Annotated in this window: 18 protein-coding genes, 1 pseudogene and 1 riboswitch; of the genes and pseudogenes, 9 read left to right on the forward strand and 10 right to left on the reverse strand. The window is 37.6% G+C overall.

Going from position 1 to position 18,655, the window contains the following annotated elements:
- Window positions 1–231 precede the first annotated feature (231 nt).
- Both J7E66_RS05565 and J7E66_RS05570 read left to right on the forward strand, forming a co-directional pair.
- Window positions 232–1,734 carry an aminotransferase class V-fold PLP-dependent enzyme gene (locus J7E66_RS05565; RefSeq protein WP_214998411.1) on the forward strand — a complete coding sequence of 501 codons (1,503 nt, stop codon included), beginning with the start codon at window positions 232–234 and terminating at the stop codon, window positions 1,732–1,734.
- A 99-nt stretch (window positions 1,735–1,833) separates the two neighbouring features.
- A complete protein-coding gene (locus J7E66_RS05570) occupies window positions 1,834–2,322 on the forward strand; it encodes a L,D-transpeptidase family protein (protein ID WP_214998412.1) in 489 nt (162 codons plus the stop codon).
- Window positions 2,323–2,363: 41 nt separating this feature from the next.
- Here the strand turns inward: J7E66_RS05570 and J7E66_RS05575 are convergent, their stop codons facing one another.
- On the reverse strand, window positions 2,364–4,739 hold the full coding sequence (locus J7E66_RS05575) for an immune inhibitor A domain-containing protein (RefSeq protein WP_214998413.1): 2,376 nt from the start codon (window positions 4,737–4,739) through the stop codon (window positions 2,364–2,366).
- 281 nt (window positions 4,740–5,020) lie between these two features.
- The gene (locus tag J7E66_RS05580) at window positions 5,021–5,554 is read right to left on the reverse strand and encodes a YceI family protein (RefSeq protein WP_214998414.1); all 534 of its coding nucleotides are present in this window, start codon (window positions 5,552–5,554) and stop codon (window positions 5,021–5,023) included.
- 436 nt (window positions 5,555–5,990) lie between these two features.
- Between J7E66_RS05580 and helD the strand changes: the two genes are divergently transcribed.
- Window positions 5,991–8,333: an RNA polymerase recycling motor HelD gene (gene helD / locus J7E66_RS05585; protein ID WP_214998415.1), complete on the forward strand. Its 2,343-nt coding sequence runs from the start codon at window positions 5,991–5,993 to the stop codon at window positions 8,331–8,333.
- A gap of 151 nt (window positions 8,334–8,484) precedes the next feature.
- On the opposite strand, the gene J7E66_RS05590 is transcribed toward helD, so the two are convergent.
- Complete coding sequence (locus tag J7E66_RS05590) at window positions 8,485–8,619, reverse strand: BA3454 family stress response protein (protein WP_168244706.1); 135 nt, start codon at window positions 8,617–8,619, stop codon at window positions 8,485–8,487.
- A gap of 180 nt (window positions 8,620–8,799) precedes the next feature.
- On the opposite strand from J7E66_RS05590, the gene J7E66_RS05595 reads away from it, so the two are divergent.
- Complete coding sequence (locus J7E66_RS05595) at window positions 8,800–9,261, forward strand: GNAT family N-acetyltransferase (RefSeq protein WP_214998416.1); 462 nt, start codon at window positions 8,800–8,802, stop codon at window positions 9,259–9,261.
- An 18-nt stretch (window positions 9,262–9,279) separates the two neighbouring features.
- Here the strand turns inward: J7E66_RS05595 and J7E66_RS05600 are convergent, their stop codons facing one another.
- Window positions 9,280–9,510, reverse strand: coding sequence for a hypothetical protein (locus J7E66_RS05600; protein WP_214998417.1), 231 nt, complete (start codon window positions 9,508–9,510; stop codon window positions 9,280–9,282).
- Window positions 9,511–9,710: 200 nt separating this feature from the next.
- Here J7E66_RS05600 and J7E66_RS05605 point away from each other — a divergent pair, with 200 nt between their 5' ends.
- Both J7E66_RS05605 and asnS read left to right on the forward strand, forming a co-directional pair.
- Window positions 9,711–10,592 (forward strand): alpha/beta hydrolase, encoded by an 882-nt coding sequence (locus J7E66_RS05605; RefSeq protein ID WP_214998418.1) that lies wholly within the window; start codon window positions 9,711–9,713, stop codon window positions 10,590–10,592.
- Between the two features lie 175 nt (window positions 10,593–10,767).
- The gene (gene asnS / locus J7E66_RS05610; RefSeq protein ID WP_214998419.1) at window positions 10,768–12,159 is read left to right on the forward strand and encodes an asparagine--tRNA ligase; all 1,392 of its coding nucleotides are present in this window, start codon (window positions 10,768–10,770) and stop codon (window positions 12,157–12,159) included.
- A 57-nt stretch (window positions 12,160–12,216) separates the two neighbouring features.
- Here asnS and J7E66_RS05615 read toward each other — a convergent pair whose 3' ends face one another.
- Entirely contained in the window at window positions 12,217–12,390 is a 174-nt protein-coding gene (locus J7E66_RS05615) for a hypothetical protein (protein WP_168244701.1), read from the reverse strand.
- Between the two features lie 124 nt (window positions 12,391–12,514).
- Between J7E66_RS05615 and J7E66_RS05620 the strand changes: the two genes are divergently transcribed.
- A complete protein-coding gene (locus tag J7E66_RS05620; protein ID WP_088088554.1) occupies window positions 12,515–12,739 on the forward strand; it encodes a helix-turn-helix domain-containing protein in 225 nt (74 codons plus the stop codon).
- Window positions 12,740–12,829: 90 nt separating this feature from the next.
- Here J7E66_RS05620 and J7E66_RS05625 read toward each other — a convergent pair whose 3' ends face one another.
- Entirely contained in the window at window positions 12,830–14,311 is a 1,482-nt protein-coding gene (locus tag J7E66_RS05625; protein ID WP_251032778.1) for an amino acid permease, read from the reverse strand.
- Between the two features lie 104 nt (window positions 14,312–14,415).
- Window positions 14,416–14,606: riboswitch (Lysine riboswitch) on the reverse strand.
- A gap of 231 nt (window positions 14,607–14,837) precedes the next feature.
- Between J7E66_RS05625 and J7E66_RS05630 the strand changes: the two genes are divergently transcribed.
- Window positions 14,838–15,650: a YitT family protein gene (locus tag J7E66_RS05630; RefSeq protein ID WP_214998420.1), complete on the forward strand. Its 813-nt coding sequence runs from the start codon at window positions 14,838–14,840 to the stop codon at window positions 15,648–15,650.
- A gap of 65 nt (window positions 15,651–15,715) precedes the next feature.
- On the opposite strand, the gene J7E66_RS05635 is transcribed toward J7E66_RS05630, so the two are convergent.
- Entirely contained in the window at window positions 15,716–16,075 is a 360-nt protein-coding gene (locus J7E66_RS05635) for a winged helix-turn-helix transcriptional regulator (RefSeq protein ID WP_251032779.1), read from the reverse strand.
- 134 nt (window positions 16,076–16,209) lie between these two features.
- On the opposite strand from J7E66_RS05635, the gene J7E66_RS05640 reads away from it, so the two are divergent.
- Window positions 16,210–16,842, forward strand: a complete 633-nt coding sequence (locus J7E66_RS05640; protein WP_214998421.1) for a nitroreductase family protein — start codon at window positions 16,210–16,212, stop codon at window positions 16,840–16,842.
- Between the two features lie 43 nt (window positions 16,843–16,885).
- Here J7E66_RS05640 and J7E66_RS05645 read toward each other — a convergent pair whose 3' ends face one another.
- The 3 genes and pseudogenes from J7E66_RS05645 to J7E66_RS05650 all read right to left on the reverse strand — a co-directional run bounded on the left by J7E66_RS05645 (window position 16,886) and on the right by J7E66_RS05650 (window position 18,524).
- Entirely contained in the window at window positions 16,886–17,500 is a 615-nt protein-coding gene (locus J7E66_RS05645) for a PH domain-containing protein (protein ID WP_214998422.1), read from the reverse strand.
- Between the two features lie 386 nt (window positions 17,501–17,886).
- Window positions 17,887–18,097 (reverse strand): annotated as a pseudogene (locus J7E66_RS32770) (transposase); the annotation flags it as partial.
- A gap of 4 nt (window positions 18,098–18,101) precedes the next feature.
- Complete coding sequence (locus J7E66_RS05650; RefSeq protein WP_374103830.1) at window positions 18,102–18,524, reverse strand: transposase; 423 nt, start codon at window positions 18,522–18,524, stop codon at window positions 18,102–18,104.
- Window positions 18,525–18,655 lie beyond the last annotated feature (131 nt).

Raw genomic sequence — 18,655 nt, forward strand, 5'->3', positions numbered from 1 at the left:
CAGCCTTATCAATTGATGAGGCTGCTTTTTTATTTGAAAAAAAGCATATTCGTAAGAATTATGTAAGATTTTTGTCTGATGATGTAAACATGAAACAATTTAATTAAGTTGGAGAAATACCAGAGGGGCAGCCCTTATAGGAGGCTGCTCTTTTTAGATTTCGTTAAAGAAACCGTGCTATAGATTCCTGCATATATTAATAACAGATTTATATTGTGAGGTGTGAAACAAATGATCACCGCTAATATTGGAAGTAAAACCTATCGGATCCCGGATAACCTTGAAGAATATTTTCAACCGTTTCGCTCACAAGTGATTGGGACGAACCAAGTGTTTGATTCCCCCTATGGGAAAAAGAAAATCATCTATGCGGACTGGACGGCAAGCGGACGACTTTATCGACCCATCGAACAGAAAATTTCTGAGGTATTCGGACCCTTTATGGCAAATACACATACAGAATCGAATATAACTAGTTTAATGATGACAGGGATATATAATCAATCCAGAAAAATTATTAAGGAACATGTTAACGCCGACGAGCATGATGCCCTAATCCTGGATGGATTTGGAATGACCTCTGTGATGAATAAGTTTCAGAGATTATTAGGAATTAGAGTTCATGAACAGTGGAAAGGGCGGCTGCAGATTTCCGAAAATGAGCGACCAGTAATTTTTATTACGCATATGGAACATCACTCAAACCAGACATCCTGGCTCGAGACACTGGGGGATGTGGTTGTATTAAGTCCAGACGAGGATGGAGGTGTGGACAAAAACCGGCTTGTTCACCTGCTGCATCAATATAAGAATAGAAAAATGAAGATTGGTTCGTTTACAGCATGCTCAAATGTAACAGGGGTTCAAACCCCATACCATCAATTAGCAAAAATTATGCATCAACATGGTGGCATTTGTATAGTCGATTTTGCGGCTTCGGCTCCGTATGTGACCATTAATATGCATCCAATGGATCCTTTGGAAAAACTTGATGCCGTCTTTTTCTCTCCTCATAAGTTTTTAGGGGGACCGGGAACTAGTGGTGTTTTGGTCTTTGATACTAGATTATATGCTAATCATGTCCCAGACCATCCCGGGGGAGGGACTGTGACCTGGACGAATCCATGGGGCGAGCATCAATATCATACTAGCATCGAGCTGCGTGAAGATGGTGGGACACCAGGAATATTACAAGCCATTCGGACCGCCCTATGTTTGAATTTGAAGAATCAAATGGGTGTGGACAATATATTAACAAGAGAGAAGGAACAGTTAAGTATTTTATTACCTAGATTAGTAGAGATTCCCGGCCTTCATTTATTAGATGGTCATAAAAAAGATCGTCTGGGTATTGTTTCGTTTTTTATTGAGAATATCCACTATAATTTAATCGTCCGCCTGCTTAATGACCGGTATGGGATTCAAGTAAGAGGTGGATGCTCCTGTGCTGGGACCTACGGGCATTATCTTCTTCACATTGATAAACCTTCCTCTAAGCATATTTCTGAACAGATTAATCAGGGAGATCTGTCGGAGAAACCAGGGTGGGTTCGTTTCTCATTACATCCGATTATGACTAACGAAGAAATCCTATTGTTTGTAAATGCCATAAGAGATATCACCTTAAACATAAATGAATGGAGAAACGATTATCGATATGATAAGGCAAGTAATGATTACTTTTTTGTGAACCACGTAAGAGAGGATATGGCCCCACTATTTCGGTTTGAATAATGCTAATCCAGCTAGAAATGCAGGATATCAGTACCTATTCTAAATAAGGCAACCAAAAACTTGTATGGGCATATGCTATCAGAAGAGAGGTGGGATCGTATGATTCATATAGTTAAGCCTGGCGAAACGCTGGGGATTATCTCTGCTAATTATCGCGTAAGTCTCCGTAGACTTCACGCAGCAAATCCTGGGGTCGGGCAATTACATGTAGGCCAAAAAATCCAAATTCCAGGTCTGCCAGAACCCACTACTATTCCCTTTTCCATTCAAATCTCTGTCGGAAAACGAAGACTTACATTATATAACAATGGAAGGCTAGTAAAAATTTTTCCAATCGCGGTAGGGAGGATGCTGACGAATACTCCAACAGGTGATTTTGTGATTGTAAATCGGCAGTATAATCCAGGGGGACCATTTGGAGTGTTGTGGCTTTCACTTTCCAAACAAGGTTACGGGATTCACGGCACAAATGACCCAAGTTCGATTGGAAAAGCCGTTTCCCATGGCTGTGTGAGAATGTATAATCGGGATGTTTTGCAGCTGGCGGATATGGTACCAAATGGGACTAGAGTGATTATTCGTCCCTAAAAAAGTCCCACCTTCTAAAAAAGAAGGTGGGACTCATTTAATTACTTATAGATTACGATTGAGCCAACAGATTTGTCTTTGGATTGTCCGTTTACACGAACTTTAAGTCCATAGTGTGGGATATCTCGACCTGCATCAGGTAAGAATTCATTTAAGTACGACTTGCTGTCATCAAATATTGATACAGGTGCTTGACTTGGAACATTCAATGTCTGAATACCAGGATAAGTAATATTTAATTCAGAAGTAGGATTTAAACCAAATGCCGCATCAGCAATTTGGAAACGAGTACTTGCTTTTGCAGTTTGTCCATTAGCAAGGAGCCATCTTAAGTCCTTGTCTAGATGGGAATCGACAACACCAAGGAAGCCATTTCCAGGGTGAGTACCTGTCCAGTTATCTGTATAGCTATTATCTACGTACCATACAACCAAACCTCCATCATAGCTCATTAATGAGCTTCCGCGTTTAATGTGAGCAAGACCTTGGTCAACCCCTTGATGGTTACGCCACTCAAGTAAGTAATAGTGGTCAGCATAAACATTGCCATCGAACTTGTTGAATCCGTTATGAGTGAAGGCAGAAGTTGATCCTTCTCCGTCCTCATTAAAAATGCTTGAACCGTCAGCCGTAACCTTTACGTTATCAACGAAGAAACCAGTGTCGTTATATCCCCAGTCAGTAATGTAGCGGAACTTTATTTGAATCTTCTTGCCTGCATATGCTGATAAATCAAAAGATTGTCTTGACCAACCATTTGAGTCCCCAGTGAAACCTGGAAGATTCGCAGGAATTGTTGGGTAAACACCTGATACTACACGAGAAGTTGTGTTCGCATTTGAAAGTGAGTGCCAATTAGTACCGTTATCTTCAGAAACTTGTACGAAAGCGTAGTCCCATTCATCTTCAATCTTGTATAAAGCGTCAAAATCCAGAGTAGCAGAACTTTTACCAGTTAAATCAACTGAAGTTACCATGTTATTGTCAGACTCATCTCCAGTGCCGCCCCAGAAAGAGTATTTGCCAGCAAACGGATCTAATACGTGCTTTACCTTTTGTGGCAGATTTACTCGAATTGCTTGATTATTCTTTCCAAGTGGTGAATTTGCTTGATCTAGTAAGAACTGCTTTCCTTTTGAAGTAACATCCTCTAGATTAACTACTGTTGGATCTGTCCATTTTCCTCCAAGTGTTGCTTGGAAATACTGCTTTGCATAAGGGGAGAAGCCTGTTGGTTCTGCGCCAGGAACTTTCCCGGCCCATGAACCGCTTGACATAATCGACCAATATTGATTAGGCTCATCTAAACCTGAATAGGCTGTATCATATTCATCAGGAAGGCCTAAATCATGACCATATTCGTGAGCGAATACACCGGTAGCGCCATCTTCAGGCATCACAGTATAATCATAGAATCCTGGCAAGCCTGCTCCAAGACTATCTGGATCATAGAAAACTGCAGAGCGATGTGACCAAATTGCATTATTACCAAGTGACCCACCACCAGCTTCTTGTCCCATTCCAGCGTGAATAATTTGGAGGTGGTCAACCAATCCATCGGGCTCCCAGAAGTTACCATCATCATCTAAATCATGTGGATCTTCTAAGTCATAATCTTGTAAAGGTATTCCAGCACCGATAGCAGATTGATATGTGTCCTTTACTAATTGTGCTGCACCACCTGGTTCCACATTATCATGGCCTGTGCCTTTGTCTGCACCATAAAACGCCGCAGTACCAGGAACTTTTAACCATCCGTAGGCTTTCCCATTTATCGTATACGTCCCACCAGATTGCTGCTCATAGTATTGCTTTTGAGAAATGAAGTTTTCACCATTTGGACCAGTTACTCCGTTAGCACCAAAAATCATTTCTTCAAAGTGCTTAATCGTATAATCCCGGTAATAGTTATCTGTTAGATTTGGTTGAATTTGATTGTGTTCAAAATCGGAGTATTCTACTACAAGCGTTAATAATTTTCCTTGATTGATGATTCCAGGTGACTTTCCTTCTTTTACGTTTTGTCCGTTTTTGTTACCGTTTCCTTTCATCATTCCGTTATTATATTCCTTGAACTTCTTTTGCTTTTTTGCATCGCCTTTTTTAACTTTTGCCGCTATTGGGTCATTCGTTTTTATCTTATCCTCTTTACCTTTTTGTACTAGGTATTTGTGTAATGCTTCTTGTTTCTCTGCTTGAGAGGCATTCTTAGAGATTAGACCTTCTCTAATTAACAAATCTATCAATTTATCTTCATTTACCACCGATAGGTCTAGTGAACTATAAGAATGCGAATTAGTGGTTGGACCTTTTGCTAGAACTCCACCCGATGTACTAGCATAGTTGCCAGGAAAACCGGCAAACAATGTACCAGCAATTATTGCGGTGGATAGACCTGTTTTTAATAGTTTCTTCATAAAACTCCCCCTAATTTTTTTGGTTGCTAGTAAATAATATTTCGAAAATTGAAATAAAACAATAGGATTATTTCCTTAATTTTCTGTTAATTCAGATAAGTTGTAGTCCTTTTGAATTATTTTATCGACAGCGATTTTAATTTTTAAAAGGTTATATCATATATGAAAATAGCCGGTTGGACTAATCTTTTAATTTAAAATGGGTGTATTCTATTAAAAAAAGGCGTGAATTCGATGTGAATTCACGCCTGAAATGACTTAATGTGTTTGATTAATCTTAATTACTCAGCTTTGGCTGCTTGAATTTGTAAGTTGATTTTTACCTTGTCAGCAACAAGAACGCCGCCAGTTTCAAGTGCCGCATTCCAAACTAGGCCATACTCAGAACGATTGATCGTACCCTCTGCACTAAATCCAACCTTTTCATTTCCCCATGGATCTTTTCCTTGACCTTCGAAAGTAACTGCAAATGTTTCAGGCTTTGATACACCACGTAGTGTTAAATCACCAGTAACATTGTATTCGCCGTCATCTGTTTTTTCAATTTTAGTAGAGCGGAAAGTCATAGTTGGGTGATTAGCTGCATCAAAGAAATCTGCAGAAACCAAGTGTCCATCACGGTCTTGATTTCGGGTGTCTACACTTGCAGTATCAACTGAAAATTCAATGCTTGCAGTTGTTAAATCGGTTGGATCTGCATCAATCGTTGCGTCAAACTTGTTGAAAGTACCTTTCACGTTTGCGATCATCATGTGACGAACAGAAAAATCTACACTGCTGTGTGATGCATCAAGAGCCCATTTAGTTTTTGTCATTTTATTTCTCCTCCATTTATCTCGAAATAAAAATAACTTAATTCAAGACAAATTATATGTTGTGGCCAAACATATTGTCAATTAGATTTTATAAATTTTTTTTGAATTTTTTCCAATACTATCTATATAAGTATTTAGGATTGGACGAATTAAATAATTCAAAGAGAATATATTTAAGTTTACGGATCACAGGAAGAAGGATAGGAAGAAAATTGAGGATTACAAAACTTAGATAGGACAATAAAAAAAACGCCCCTGAAGGCGTTTGTTAATGGCATAGAAAAATCTCCTTGAAAATGTAGGAGGAGCATGATATGATGATATTTGGCATAAATATTTATTATTGTAATTACTTAAAAACTATCTATTATAACATTAACACAATTTTATTCGATTGTCAACAAATGACCAAAACAATTATCTGGGGAGTGGTTTGATGAGCGATTTACAGAGCAAAGGCCTCAAAATGGAACAAAGAAGAGTGACAACGGTTGTAAATGAAATCGAAAAAAAGATAAATAAATTAAAGCTAAATGCTGGAAAGGTAAGTTCTGATGTTCTCGAGATACGTAAAGAATTTTGGGAAGATGTAACCGTCAATATGGATGAACCTGATGATATGATAGAAACAGCAGCGAGTATCAAACAACAGGCCGAACTGCTCTCAGAACGTGAGCGGACCCATAGACATTTGGATAAACATCTCAATACACTATCAAGGTTAAAGTATTCCCCATACTTTGGACGGATTGATTTTTTAGAAAACGGGGAAGAAGCAGAGGACCGGGTATACCTAGGAATTGCATCGTTAATGGATGAACAGGATGAAAATTTTTTGATTTATGACTGGCGTGCCCCTATATCTAGCCTTTATTATGATTATTCACCTGGTCCTGCCATATATAGTACCCCTGAAGGAATGATTGAAGGGGAAATGAACTTAAAACGTCAATTTATTATTAGGGCTTCAGAAATTAAAGGGATGTTTGATACAGGGGTAACTATCGGAGATGAAATGCTTCAGGAGGTTCTTGGAAACAACGCGAGTACGCAAATGAAAAGCATTGTTGCTACTATTCAAAGAGAGCAAAATGAAATTATTCGCAATGAGCGGGCGAAAATTATGATCGTCCAAGGTGTAGCAGGAAGTGGAAAAACTTCTGCTGCCCTGCAACGGGTTGCTTACTTGCTCTACCGTTATCGAGGGACATTGAATTCAGAAAATATTATGCTTTTTTCACCTAACCCTTTGTTTAATAGCTATGTAGCAACGGTTTTACCAGAGTTAGGTGAAGAAAATATGCAGCAATCCACCTTTCAGGAATATTTACATTCTCGATTAGGTAAAGAATTTAATGTGGAAGACGCCTTTACGCAAATGGAATATTTGTTAAGTGAAAATGATGATGAAAAGGAATATAAACTTAGAGTTGAAGGAATTCGTTTTAAAGCAAGTCTTGAATATAAAAATATCATTGATCGATATGCGCATGGATTAACGAAAAGGGGTCTAATTTTTAGGGATTTAATATTTAGAGGAGATGTATTGATTTCTAAAAAGGAGATCCATGATTATTTTTATTCACTAGAAGAAAGCATTAGCATACCCAACCGCATGCAGCTTGTAAAGGAATGGCTTTTAAGAGATTTAAAGCGGAAGGTTAGACAAGAGCGTTCGAGAAGCTGGGTGGAGGAAGAAGTCCAATTTCTCGATAAAGAAGCCTTTATGGAGGCCTTCAAAAAACTTCAGGAAAAAAATCAATTTTCGGAAAATACATTTGATGATTTTGAGCAGGAGCAAAAACTCCTTGCTGAAATGGTCGTAAAAGAAAAATTCAGGCCATTATTTGCGAGAGTAAAAAGTTTGCGGTTTATTGATTCTCCAAAAATTTATCACCAACTTTTTAAGCAAGCTGAAAATATGAATGAACGCTTACCTGTTGATTGGGACCAAATTTGCAGGAAGACAGTGAAGAAATTAAAGGATATGGATATTCCCTATGAAGATGCCACACCATATGTTTATCTCCAGGATTTAATTGAAGGTCGTAAGTCCAAATCTACTATTCGTCATATTTTTATTGATGAAGCACAGGATTACTCACCCTTCCAGTTTGCTTTTATACAAAAGCTATTTCCTTTTAGCAAAATGACTTTACTCGGTGATTTTAATCAAGCGATATTTTCTGGGGCCACTGGCGCGGAAACGGTTTTATCTGACCTAAATATCTCGGGTGAGACAATCGAATCGTTTGTCCTTACAAAAACCTATCGATCGACAAAAGAGATTGTTAACTTTACCAGTGCGTTGATTGAGGGTGGAGAAAATATTGAACCCTTTAACCGCACGGGCAGGAAGCCGTTAGTTACTGAAATAGAACCCGATGAAATTACGCGATCAATAATCAAAACAATTAAAGATTTTCAAAATGATGGCCATCGAACCATTGCTGTAATCTGCAGGACAGCCGATGAGAGCAAGAGGGCCTTTGAAGCGCTCAAGAACGAGGTATCGCTCCATCTCATTGAAAAAGGAACGATTTCGTATGAGAAAGGAATTCTCGTTATTCCCTCCTATCTTGCGAAAGGAATTGAATTTGATGCCGTTATTTTATACGATTGTTCTCAATATAAAAAAGAAAGTGAACGCAAATTATTTTATACCGTCTGTACAAGGGCCATGCATGAACTTCACATGATCGCAACATCTGGGATTAGCCCGCTAATGGAGGCTGCTCCTAAAGATACCTACACACTTGTAAAACCAAGTAAATGCTAATGAAAAAGAAGCTGTATGTCTCGATGACCTGAGCACACAGCTTCTCTAAGTTTAGGCTATGTTAAAAGTACTATGCATTTGCGCCAAATTCATAAACTAACTAGAAAAAATTAAAAAACAGCTGAATCTATTTCCGCTGTTTTTTGCTATATTATTTTTTCCATTGTTTTTGAACTTGTTCTAAAGCAAGTTGGAATATTTCATCATCGGATGTTTCCCGATTAGCAATGACATTTGTTAAATAGCTTTTTCCTTCGAAAGTTACTGTTACTTCTACTTGTACCATAATTGAATCTCCTTTTCTATGTTTAAATTATTAGTAAAAAGTGTAGTCATAAATTACACAACGATTCAGTGTATTAAGTTATTTAAATAATTATGACGATATTTTTTCGACAAATGTTACTAAAACTTTCAGTTTTGATATAATTGTTTTATAAAAACAAAAGGGAGGTAAACAAATTCAATGCATTTTGAAGAGGTAACAAAAGCAACATTGTTTATTGCACTCGAAATGATAAACTCGAATCCAGAATATAATATTTTTGAAAATGGCAAAGAGGCAAGAACACTAGCTGACATGGAAGAAGAATTCTTAAATCCTAATACTAACAGTGCATTTATAAAGCTTGATGACACCTATATTGGAATAATTGACTACTTATTAGAAAATCCGAAGGATCATTACCCCTGGCTTGGTCTTTTACTGCTTCATAGTGATTATCAAGGTTATGGTTTCGGTGCACAAGCTTTTGCAGTATATGAACATGAGATGCTTAAACGAGGAAAGAAGTGTGTTAGAATTGGTGTCTTAAAAGAAAATAAAAAGGCTCAACGCTTTTGGGAATCATTAGGATTTATCTATTATAGTACTTCAACATCACAAAATGGAACTGGTATTTTTTGTTATGAAAAACAAATTGGATAATAATCCAAAATGGATACCTTAAATTTCTTGATACATAAATTGCTCAGCAAATTGCTGAACTTGATCTTTATCGATTTTATTCTTTTTCAGGAACGATTCAGCGATGACCAGATTGGCTTGAATAGATATATTTCTTTTTAAATCACGAATGGATACATCTCCATTCAATAATTGGATAGCTTTTTCTCTAATGTCTTGATTCTTAGATGACTTGTATAAAAGGTAGGCAATACATGTGATCTTGTCCACATCAAACACTCCTCTTAAATCAAGTATAAACATTTTTTTACTATTTCGACGATAAGCAACGTTTTTCCTGCTATTATTCTGAAAATTTTAAAAAACTTAAGGGACATTGTACGGATAAGAGATTTATGGATTTATTCGTTCTATTAATCTGAAAATTCAAATAAGTTAGTAAAAAAGAATCTTCGCGGGGGCGGTAAAGAATGTTTGATTACGATGTAGAAACACGAGCAGGATTTGAGGTGATTTCATCTATTTCAAAAGAAGGTTATTCTATTTATGATGTTAATTATGAAAGCCTTTTCAATAGAAGGATGCCTGCCCTTCTTTTTATTCCTAACAAGGGAGGACCATTTCCTGCTGTCATTTATATGCATCCTAGTCAAGGAAATAGAAAAACATTTTATCATGAAGCAAAATTGCTTGCAACAAAAGGTTATATTTCCCTCCTAATTGAAGCACCGTTTTTCGGTAGGAATAGTCAAACGGATGATCTTGATAGGAAAAAATTCACAAAAAAAATTGAAGCCTTAGCGGATATTCAAGAATACATTCATACTGTAATGGATATTAGGATGGGAGTCACACTACTTAGTAATCTTACGATTGTGGATGAAGCCCGGATTGCTTTTGTTGGCCACGGTTTTGGAGCAGCTTGTGGCGGGATAATTTCAGGAATTGATTCGCTCATTAAAACGTTTGTCTTAATATCAGGGTATGGGGAGGCTTCAGAGTGGCAACTGACTAGTGAACATCCAATCGCAGCCATCATTCGCAGCTTTTTACCGCCTGAAAGATTTGAATATTTTATTTCAAGTCTTAAAAAAGTAGATGCCATCCACTATGTAAAAAATGCTGCGCCGGCATCAATTCTCTTCCAATTCGCCAAAAATGACGAATTTATCGAACGTGGCCATGCTGCCACTTTTTATTCTGCTGCAAGCTCTCCCAAAAAAATCATCTGGTATGATACCGATCATCTATTTACCAATTGCAAAGCAGCCTTACTTGACCGTCAAGAATGGCTCTCTGACCATATTTGTGCTCAAAATAACACGTTTTCAAAAGAATCTACAAAAAACTAAAATAAATCTCTTTCATACCGGAAATTTTGTTGAAAATTGCTTATTTGATATGGTATTTTATATAATATTGAAGGGATAAAAGAAATACGATGATCGTACGGTGGAATTTTACCTTTCGTCCCAAAAGGGATGGAAGGTTTTTTACTTTTTTACATAAGATTTAGGAGGAAAACCAATGAAACAGGCCTTAATCAAGGATTTGTACAGAAATACGGAAAGCTATATTGAACAAAAAGTCCAGTTATCTGGATGGATTCGCACGATTCGCGACTCTAAAACTTTTGGGTTCATTGAATTAAATGATGGCAGCTTTTTTAAAGGGGTGCAGATTGTATTTGATGAGCAATTAGAGAACTTCAAGGATATTGCAAAGTTACCAATTAGTTCATCCATTAGGATTGAAGGAGACTTTATTTATACTCCTCAAGCGAAGCAGCCCTTTGAAATTAAAGCAACTAATATCGTGATTGAAGGTTCGTCAAATGTAGATTATCCCTTACAAAAGAAAAAGCATTCGTTTGAATATTTGAGAACTATTTCCCATTTAAGACCAAGAACCAATACGTTTTCAGCTGTTTTTCGTGTGAGATCACTTGCTTCCTATGCATTGCATAAATTCTTCCAAGATAAAGGTTTTGTCTATGTTCACTCACCAATTATTACCGGCAGTGATACAGAAGGTGCAGGAGAAATGTTCCGAGTGACAACACTAGATATGGACAATCCTCCAAAAAATGAAGAAGGCAAAACAGATTTAACCAAGGATTTCTTTAACAAGGAAACTAATTTGACTGTGAGCGGACAGCTTTCGGCTGAGGCGTTTGCCTTGGCTTTCCGTAATGTCTATACCTTCGGCCCAACGTTTAGAGCAGAGAACTCTAACACTGCACGACATGCAGCGGAATTTTGGATGGTAGAACCGGAACTTGCCTTTGCTGAGCTTCCAGATATCATGGACTTGGCTGAAGAAATGGTGAAATTTGTGATAGGCTATGTCCTAGAACAAGCCCCTGAAGAAATGAATTTCTTTAACAGCTTTATCGAAAAGGGGTTATTGGATCGTCTAAATAATGCCTACACAGCAGACTTTGGCCGTGTGACATATACCGAAGCCATTGATATATTAAGGGAGTCCGGAGAAACTTTTGCCTATCCGGTAGAGTGGGGGCTTGACCTGCAAACGGAGCATGAACGTTATTTAAGTGAAACAGTATTCAAACGCCCAGTATTTGTAACAGACTATCCAAAAGAAATTAAAGCCTTCTATATGAGATTAAATGAAGACAACAAAACAGTAGCGGCAACTGATTTACTTGTCCCAGGAATTGGTGAATTGATTGGCGGCAGCCAGCGTGAAGAACGCGAAGAAATTTTGGCTGGGAAAATTAATGAGCTTGGTATGAATGAAGAAGATTATTGGTGGTACCTTGAATTAAGAAAATATGGTGGTACGAAACATTCTGGTTATGGTATTGGTTTTGAGCGTTTAATTATGTACTTAACTGGAATGACTAATATTAGAGATGTCATTCCATTTCCGAGAACAACTGGAAATGCCGAGTTTTAAAACAAATTTAAAAAGGAGAAAGCTGATTCACAGAATCGGCCTTCTCCTTTTTATTTATTAAAGAACCTTTAATTCCTCTTCAAAAAAGAATGTTTCTGGATGTTCCTTAACGATATAAGAATATCTTTTCATGTTTTTAACATATTGTGATTTTAAAATTGTGACGACCTCGCCAGTTTCTTTAATGTTAACTGACTGTCCGTTTTTGTACAGATTGTTTGAGCTTTTCATGTTTCACACTCCTTTACCTATTCCTAATTAAGTATAACATAAGCCAAGATGGAAAGGGGGAAACCCTTCTTCCTTTCAATTACGAACTTAATGTGTTATGCTTTTAAAAAAGTGAGGTGTCATTTTGACAAATTATAAAGCAAAAAAAAGTAACCTCAAAGATTTATTATCAAAAAACGGCATGGACCTGGAAAGTTTGGAACGGAATACAAGTATTCCTCAAACTCAGCTCAACGACTACTTGTCCAAAAAAGTGATGAACCTAAATACTGCGATGACAATTTCAAGAGAATTAAATTGCTCTATTGAAGACTTATACATTTGGTCATCTGAGGAAAAGAAAGCGTAATACTTAAAAACAGGCTCTTCAATTGAGTCTGTTTTTTTATTGGATTAAAAAAAGCACGCGGAAATTTTCGCGTGCTTTTTTCTAAACAAACTAATTTCTTAAATCACACTTTTCTAAAGGTATAACCTTAGTTTTCTTTGCGAATTTATATCCTAGCCATACAATAAGGAATAATGGCAGTCCGATATATGAAACAAAAACACCATTCCAATCGATTTGGTCACCCGTGAATGCTGAATAATTTTGTCCTAAGACAACAAACCCACAAACGGCAAACGCGAAGAGCGGACCAAAAGGGAAGAATTTTGATTTATATGGTAACAAGCTAAGGTCCTTACCTTGGGCGACAAATGCTTTACGGAATCGATAATGACATACCGCAATCCCGAGCCATGCGATAAAGCCGGACATACCAGAAGCGTTTAACAACCATACATAAACCGTTCCATCCCCAAAGAAGGAAGCAAGAAATGCGAGTGTTCCCACTAAGGTTGTTGCAATTAAGGCATTGACTGGAACACCTTTTTTGTTTAATTTACCAAGGAATTTAGGTGCTTTGCCTTGACGGGCCAAATCCCAAAGCATCCGAGTGGATGCATACATTCCTGAATTTCCTGCCGATAATACAGCAGTAAGAATAACAGCATTCATGATTGAAGCGGCGAAAGCGATGCCTGCCTTTTGAAAAACCAGCGTAAATGGACTAACGGTTATATCCCCATTTGCTAAATTCCCGTTTGTATATGGAATAAGCAGTCCGATTACTAGTATAGCCAATACATAGAATAATAAAATACGCCAGAAAACTTGTTTCACTGCACGAGGAATAGCTTTCTTTGGGTCCTCCGTTTCACCAGCAGCAACACCTAAAAGCTCTGTTCCTTGGAAGGAGAAGCCTGCAGCCATAAAGATTCCCAGCATGGACATAAAGCCGCCGTGGAATGGAGCATCACCAACAGTGAAGTTTTTGAAGCCGATTGCTTCATTACCCATGATGCCGAAGATCATTAAAGTACCAGTAACGACAAAAATAATAACTGTAACCACTTTAATTAAGGAAAACCAATATTCTGCTTCTCCGAATCCTTTAACAGAAAGATAGTTTAATAGAAACATGATGACTAAAAAGATGCCGCTCCAAATGAATGAAGGCGTATGTGGAAACCAGAATTTCATAATCATTGTTACAGCAGCTAATTCGGCAGCAATCGTAATCGCCCAGTTATACCAATAGTTCCAGCCTAGAGCAAAACCAAGGGAAGGATCGACAAATTTGGTTGCGTACGTACTAAAGCTTCCGGCAACTGGCATATAGGCACCCATTTCTGCTAAGCCCTGCATCAAAAAGTAAACCATAATACCAATTACAAGGTAGGAAAGAATTGCCCCGCCGGGTCCCGCACTATGGATAGCGGCGCCGCTAGCTAGAAAAAGTCCAGTGCCAATCGTCCCGCCAAGGGAAATCATTGTGAGGTGACGGGATTTTAAACTTCGTTTTAATTCCGTTGGATCCTGTTGTATTGTTAAGTCACTAGTATATTCGCTCTCTTTTAATACTCTTGCTGTTTGCATTGTCTTGACTCCTCTTTTTCTAATTTTTTCGAGAAGGAGTTTGGAATAAAAAAATGCCATCGAAGAAGTATCGATGGCATTGTAAATACCCCGCATCATACCTTCCGAAAGATAGCTCAACACGCTTAGCTGGTAGGTTTAAGCGTGACAGTTCTGTTCCTATTTGGAGACAGCCCCAGCATGCTTTTTCAGAGATGAAAGCACACTTCGGCAGCTTTTCCTTTCAAACGGAGTCAGGGATGTCTCTCTCATCTCGTCCGCTTTACTGATAAAAACCGCGACCTCTACCTCATCGGTTTTGATGAGGATTTATCATATATAGTTAATATATTACTAAAGTATAAATATTATTTTAGAATTGTCAATAATATATTATTCCAGAAATAAGAAGTCTTTATTCAATCAATTAGAATAGACAGATAATTGAGTTTCTTTTTAATAAATTATTTAATTTACTTTAAAAGAGAGAATAGGTATTATTTTTAAATAGGATTAATTGCCTGTTTTTCATAGGAGGATTTTTACCATGCAGATTGTTGGAATGATTTCGGGATCTCTAATTGTTGTGGTTGCCTTTAACCTTTTCTTAATCCCTCATGAAGTGTTAAGCAGTGGATTGAGCGGAATTTCTATGATTTTAGGGATGATCTCGCCTGTTAATACAGGGGTGGCAAATTTCCTGCTGAATTTTCCGTTATTGATTATTGGTTATAAAATGTTAGGTAAAAGATTTATCGTGAATTCCATCTTTTCTGTAATAATGATCTCAATCGGCCTTTATTTAATTCCCGTTCATGCCATTGCCGATGATAGGATTCTCTCTTCTATTTTCGGAGGTGCTTTAACCGGGTTAGGTGTCGGAATAGTTTTTCGCTGTTCTGGATCGACCGGGGGATTTGATATTATTGGCATGATTGTGGCGAGAAAAAGGGATTTTCCGATTGGTGTTTTACTTTCAGGCATGAATGCAGTCGTCATCTTGATCAGTGGATTTTTATTTGATTGGGATTCTGCTCTTTATACCTTGGTTTCCATTTTTGTTACAGGTAAAGTGGTGGATGCAATTTATACAGATCATGCTAAATTAACTTTAATGATCATTACAGATAAGGGCGAAGAAATGAGAGGTCATTTGCTTACAAACTTGTACCGAGGCCTGACGATTATGGATGGTGTTGGCGGCTACTCAAATCATCAAAGAAACGTAATGATAACGGTAATTTCTAGGTACGAACTTAATGAAGTTAAAAACTTAATTTCAGAAATTGATCCATCAGCATTTGTCAATATTACCGAAACAATTGAAGTCATGGGGCTGTTTCATCGGCCAAGTCCATAAAAACAAAAAAGGTTTGCTTCTATACAATAGAGCAAGCCTTTTTTGTGTAAGATAGTTATCGAGCATCACAGGGATTTCCCACGTTTTTTTACCCATTTCATTAGCACATGAATAACCTCATCTAGTTCTTTACCAGTTGGAGTCAATTCATATTCCACTTTTTTTGGTGAGGTAGTAATGACGTTTTTGACAATCAATCCCTCATTTTCTAAATCACGTAAGCGTTCGGTTAAGAGACGATCAGATATTCCTGGAATAGATGATATTATTTCATGGTACCGCTTCGGTCCTTCCATAAGTGTATAAATAACAGAACCCATCCAACGTTTGCCAATAAATTCGATTGCCTTATGAAAGTTAGTACATATATGTTTAATTTCCTCTGCAGAATGAGTCATACAATCTTGGTGGTTAGGTTCACTCATATAAAATCCCTCTTTTTTACTATTCTAACTGTATAATAACATATTTGAATTACTTGACGATATGTACTTACTAATAGTAAGATGAATCAGAACTTACTTTTAGTAAGTTAAAAATTCACAGGGGGAAATCTCTCATGCAAACCACATTAATAAAAAGTTTATCTGAAGTGATAAAAGAACGTCACTCTGTCAGAAAATATGATTCAACATACAATATTTCTCAAGAAGAAATTAAAGATATGCTAAAAGAAGCGACACAAGCACCATCCTCTAGTAATCTTCAACCATGGCGTTTTATTGTAATTCAAGATCAGAAGGCGAAAAAGGAACTAAGAGCAATCGCCAACAATCAAGAGCAAGTAGAAACAGCGTCTGCCGTTATTGCAGTATTAGGCGATAAGGAAATGTATAAAAGTGTTGAAACAGTCTATCGAAGTGCATACGAGGCTGGTTTGATGGACGAAGCTAATATGAATCGATTAATAGAAGGTACAAATAAAACATACCCATTTGCTCCAGAAGAAGTCTTGAAAAATATTGCCTCATTTGATGCTGGTTTAGTGTCGATGCAGTTGATGTTAATTGCAAAAGACAGAGGGTATGACACCGTTCCAATGGGTGGCTTTGATAAAGATAAATTCGCAAAAATGTTCAATGTCTCCGATCGTCTTTTCCCAATTGTGTTGATTTCCCTAGGGAAGGCGGCAGCACCTGCTTTCAATACAACACGTTTACCATTGGAGGATGTATTAATAGATTATAGATAAAAAAGTAGGCGCATGATAATTTTTCATGCGCCTACTTAGTTTATTAGTTATTAATATACTTTTCAAACACATAGCCGAAATCTTTTACTATATATTGTTTTTTGCTGTCTTCTAACCACTGAAAGGCTGCCTGATTAAGCATTTTGAATTGAACAACCAAGTTGCTGTCTGGACTTGTCACACGACCGAGAGTAGTGGAAGCGACATCAAGGCTTTGTTTAGCAAACTGAAGCGAAATTTCATTTTCATGTGAGATTTCTGAAATTTTGATTAAGGCTTTATATAAATCCTTAACTTCTTCAATATGTTTCTTATGAACGTCGATGGAGAAAGGAACTGAGCCGATTTTAAATTTTATTTCTACATCAAGGTCAACGGTTCCGGCCGTTTCGAGTTTTACCTCTGAAATTCTATTCGTTGCATAACTATAGCGATGGAGCATTCGCTTTTTGCTGGTTGCACTTGTCCCATCTAAATGGATAAGGGCGTTGTTTGTAAAACAGTATTCATCAGACTTTGATTTGATGAGAAAATAAATTTTCTCATTGTCTTCATGCATGACATAATCATCTGCGTCCACCTTATCGTAATTTTCCGGCTTAATGACAGAACCCACATCACTTAATCCCAAAATATCCGCTGCTACTTTTCCAAACATTGGTATCAACCTCACTTTTATAAAATCATTCCAACCATTTTTACGAATGGGGGACAATAAAGTTTCATCCTTACCCCAAAAACTTTATGCTTTAAAAAATGGTAGTATGCACCTGATTTCTAAAAACAAATAATGAAAAGAGGGAAACTACTTGATGGTTTCCCTCTCAGATTGTCGAGAAAGGGTATTTTTCTCGGCAATTTTTTATTCTCAGCATTTAATTATTCATTGTACCTGCTAATGGGCCTGTTGATTTCCGCTCTAGGCACTTCGCTTTCCGCGGGCGGTCCGGGGAGCCTCCTCGGCGCTAGCGCCTGCGGGGTCTCCCCAGCCCCGTCCTCCCGCAGGAGTCTGCGTGCCTTCCGCGGAAATAAACAGGGAGGTAATCAACCTAAAGAATTGCAACTCACTTTTTCTAGCCTTGCTAATTGTGTTGGAATCTTTTTCATATTTTGGCAGGCTGCCGTAAGGAGAGCCTGTTTGTTCGCTCGCTTTCTTCAATCCCCGTAACCGGCAATAGCGAAGCCCGTGCAGCTCTTTTGAGTCTGCGAAGCTTCGCTAAATTTTTTCCTTTCTAAATTTATAAAGCATTTTTCCAGATTTAGATAAGCGATTTTCCCTTACCAAGGTAAAAATAGTGACACGTCATGTTTGGCAAGAGCACAAGGAAAATATTTTTGGAGCGTGTACATTGGGAAAGAAGTGGGCAGTTTTCACATTTCTTCGAATCAGTTTTATATTCTTTATAACACTCACGGTTTGTTGTTCTGTAGGTTTCAATTTCTCTTTGTAATTGTCGCTCGGATCGGATGCCATAAATATAACCAATAAACATCATTTTAAATAGAATAGTGGGATTGGAAGGGCGTCCGTTATCATCACTATAATAAGGACGTACCTTTTCAAAAAGGAATGAAAGATCAATATATTTATCGATTAAACGAAGAAGGTGATTGTCAGGAACCAATTCATCAATAGAAACAAATTCATATTCACTTTGGGTAGATACTCTTGGTTTAAACATAGATTTCACCACTTAATTTTTTATTGTTTGGTTGTGTTAAGAGCAGTGTATTATTGATTTTACAGCTCTGTTGATTTGCGCGGAAGGCACGCAGACTCCTGCGGGAGTACGGGGAGGGGAGACCCCGCAGG

It is taken from the genome of Bacillus sp. ISL-7 (genome assembly GCF_018613065.1).

Coding starts and splice junctions, on each gene's coding strand:
- J7E66_RS05580 (WP_214998414.1), bottom strand. CDS start 5,554: ATGACAAAAACTAAATGGGCTCTTGATGCATCACACAGCAGTGTAGAT.
- asnS (WP_214998419.1), top strand. CDS start 10,768: ATGAAACAGGCCTTAATCAAGGATTTGTACAGAAATACGGAAAGCTAT.
- J7E66_RS05640 (WP_214998421.1), top strand. CDS start 16,210: ATGCAAACCACATTAATAAAAAGTTTATCTGAAGTGATAAAAGAACGT.
- J7E66_RS05605 (WP_214998418.1), top strand. CDS start 9,711: ATGTTTGATTACGATGTAGAAACACGAGCAGGATTTGAGGTGATTTCA.
- J7E66_RS05575 (WP_214998413.1), bottom strand. CDS start 4,739: ATGAAGAAACTATTAAAAACAGGTCTATCCACCGCAATAATTGCTGGT.
- J7E66_RS05565 (WP_214998411.1), top strand. CDS start 232: ATGATCACCGCTAATATTGGAAGTAAAACCTATCGGATCCCGGATAAC.
- J7E66_RS05635 (WP_251032779.1), bottom strand. CDS start 16,075: ATGAGTGAACCTAACCACCAAGATTGTATGACTCATTCTGCAGAGGAA.
- J7E66_RS05650 (WP_374103830.1), bottom strand. CDS start 18,524: ATGTTTAAACCAAGAGTATCTACCCAAAGTGAATATGAATTTGTTTCT.
- helD (WP_214998415.1), top strand. CDS start 5,991: ATGAGCGATTTACAGAGCAAAGGCCTCAAAATGGAACAAAGAAGAGTG.
- J7E66_RS05645 (WP_214998422.1), bottom strand. CDS start 17,500: ATGTTTGGAAAAGTAGCAGCGGATATTTTGGGATTAAGTGATGTGGGT.
- J7E66_RS05615 (WP_168244701.1), bottom strand. CDS start 12,390: ATGAAAAGCTCAAACAATCTGTACAAAAACGGACAGTCAGTTAACATT.
- J7E66_RS05570 (WP_214998412.1), top strand. CDS start 1,834: ATGATTCATATAGTTAAGCCTGGCGAAACGCTGGGGATTATCTCTGCT.
- J7E66_RS05595 (WP_214998416.1), top strand. CDS start 8,800: ATGCATTTTGAAGAGGTAACAAAAGCAACATTGTTTATTGCACTCGAA.
- J7E66_RS05625 (WP_251032778.1), bottom strand. CDS start 14,311: ATGCAAACAGCAAGAGTATTAAAAGAGAGCGAATATACTAGTGACTTA.
- J7E66_RS05590 (WP_168244706.1), bottom strand. CDS start 8,619: ATGGTACAAGTAGAAGTAACAGTAACTTTCGAAGGAAAAAGCTATTTA.
- J7E66_RS05630 (WP_214998420.1), top strand. CDS start 14,838: ATGCAGATTGTTGGAATGATTTCGGGATCTCTAATTGTTGTGGTTGCC.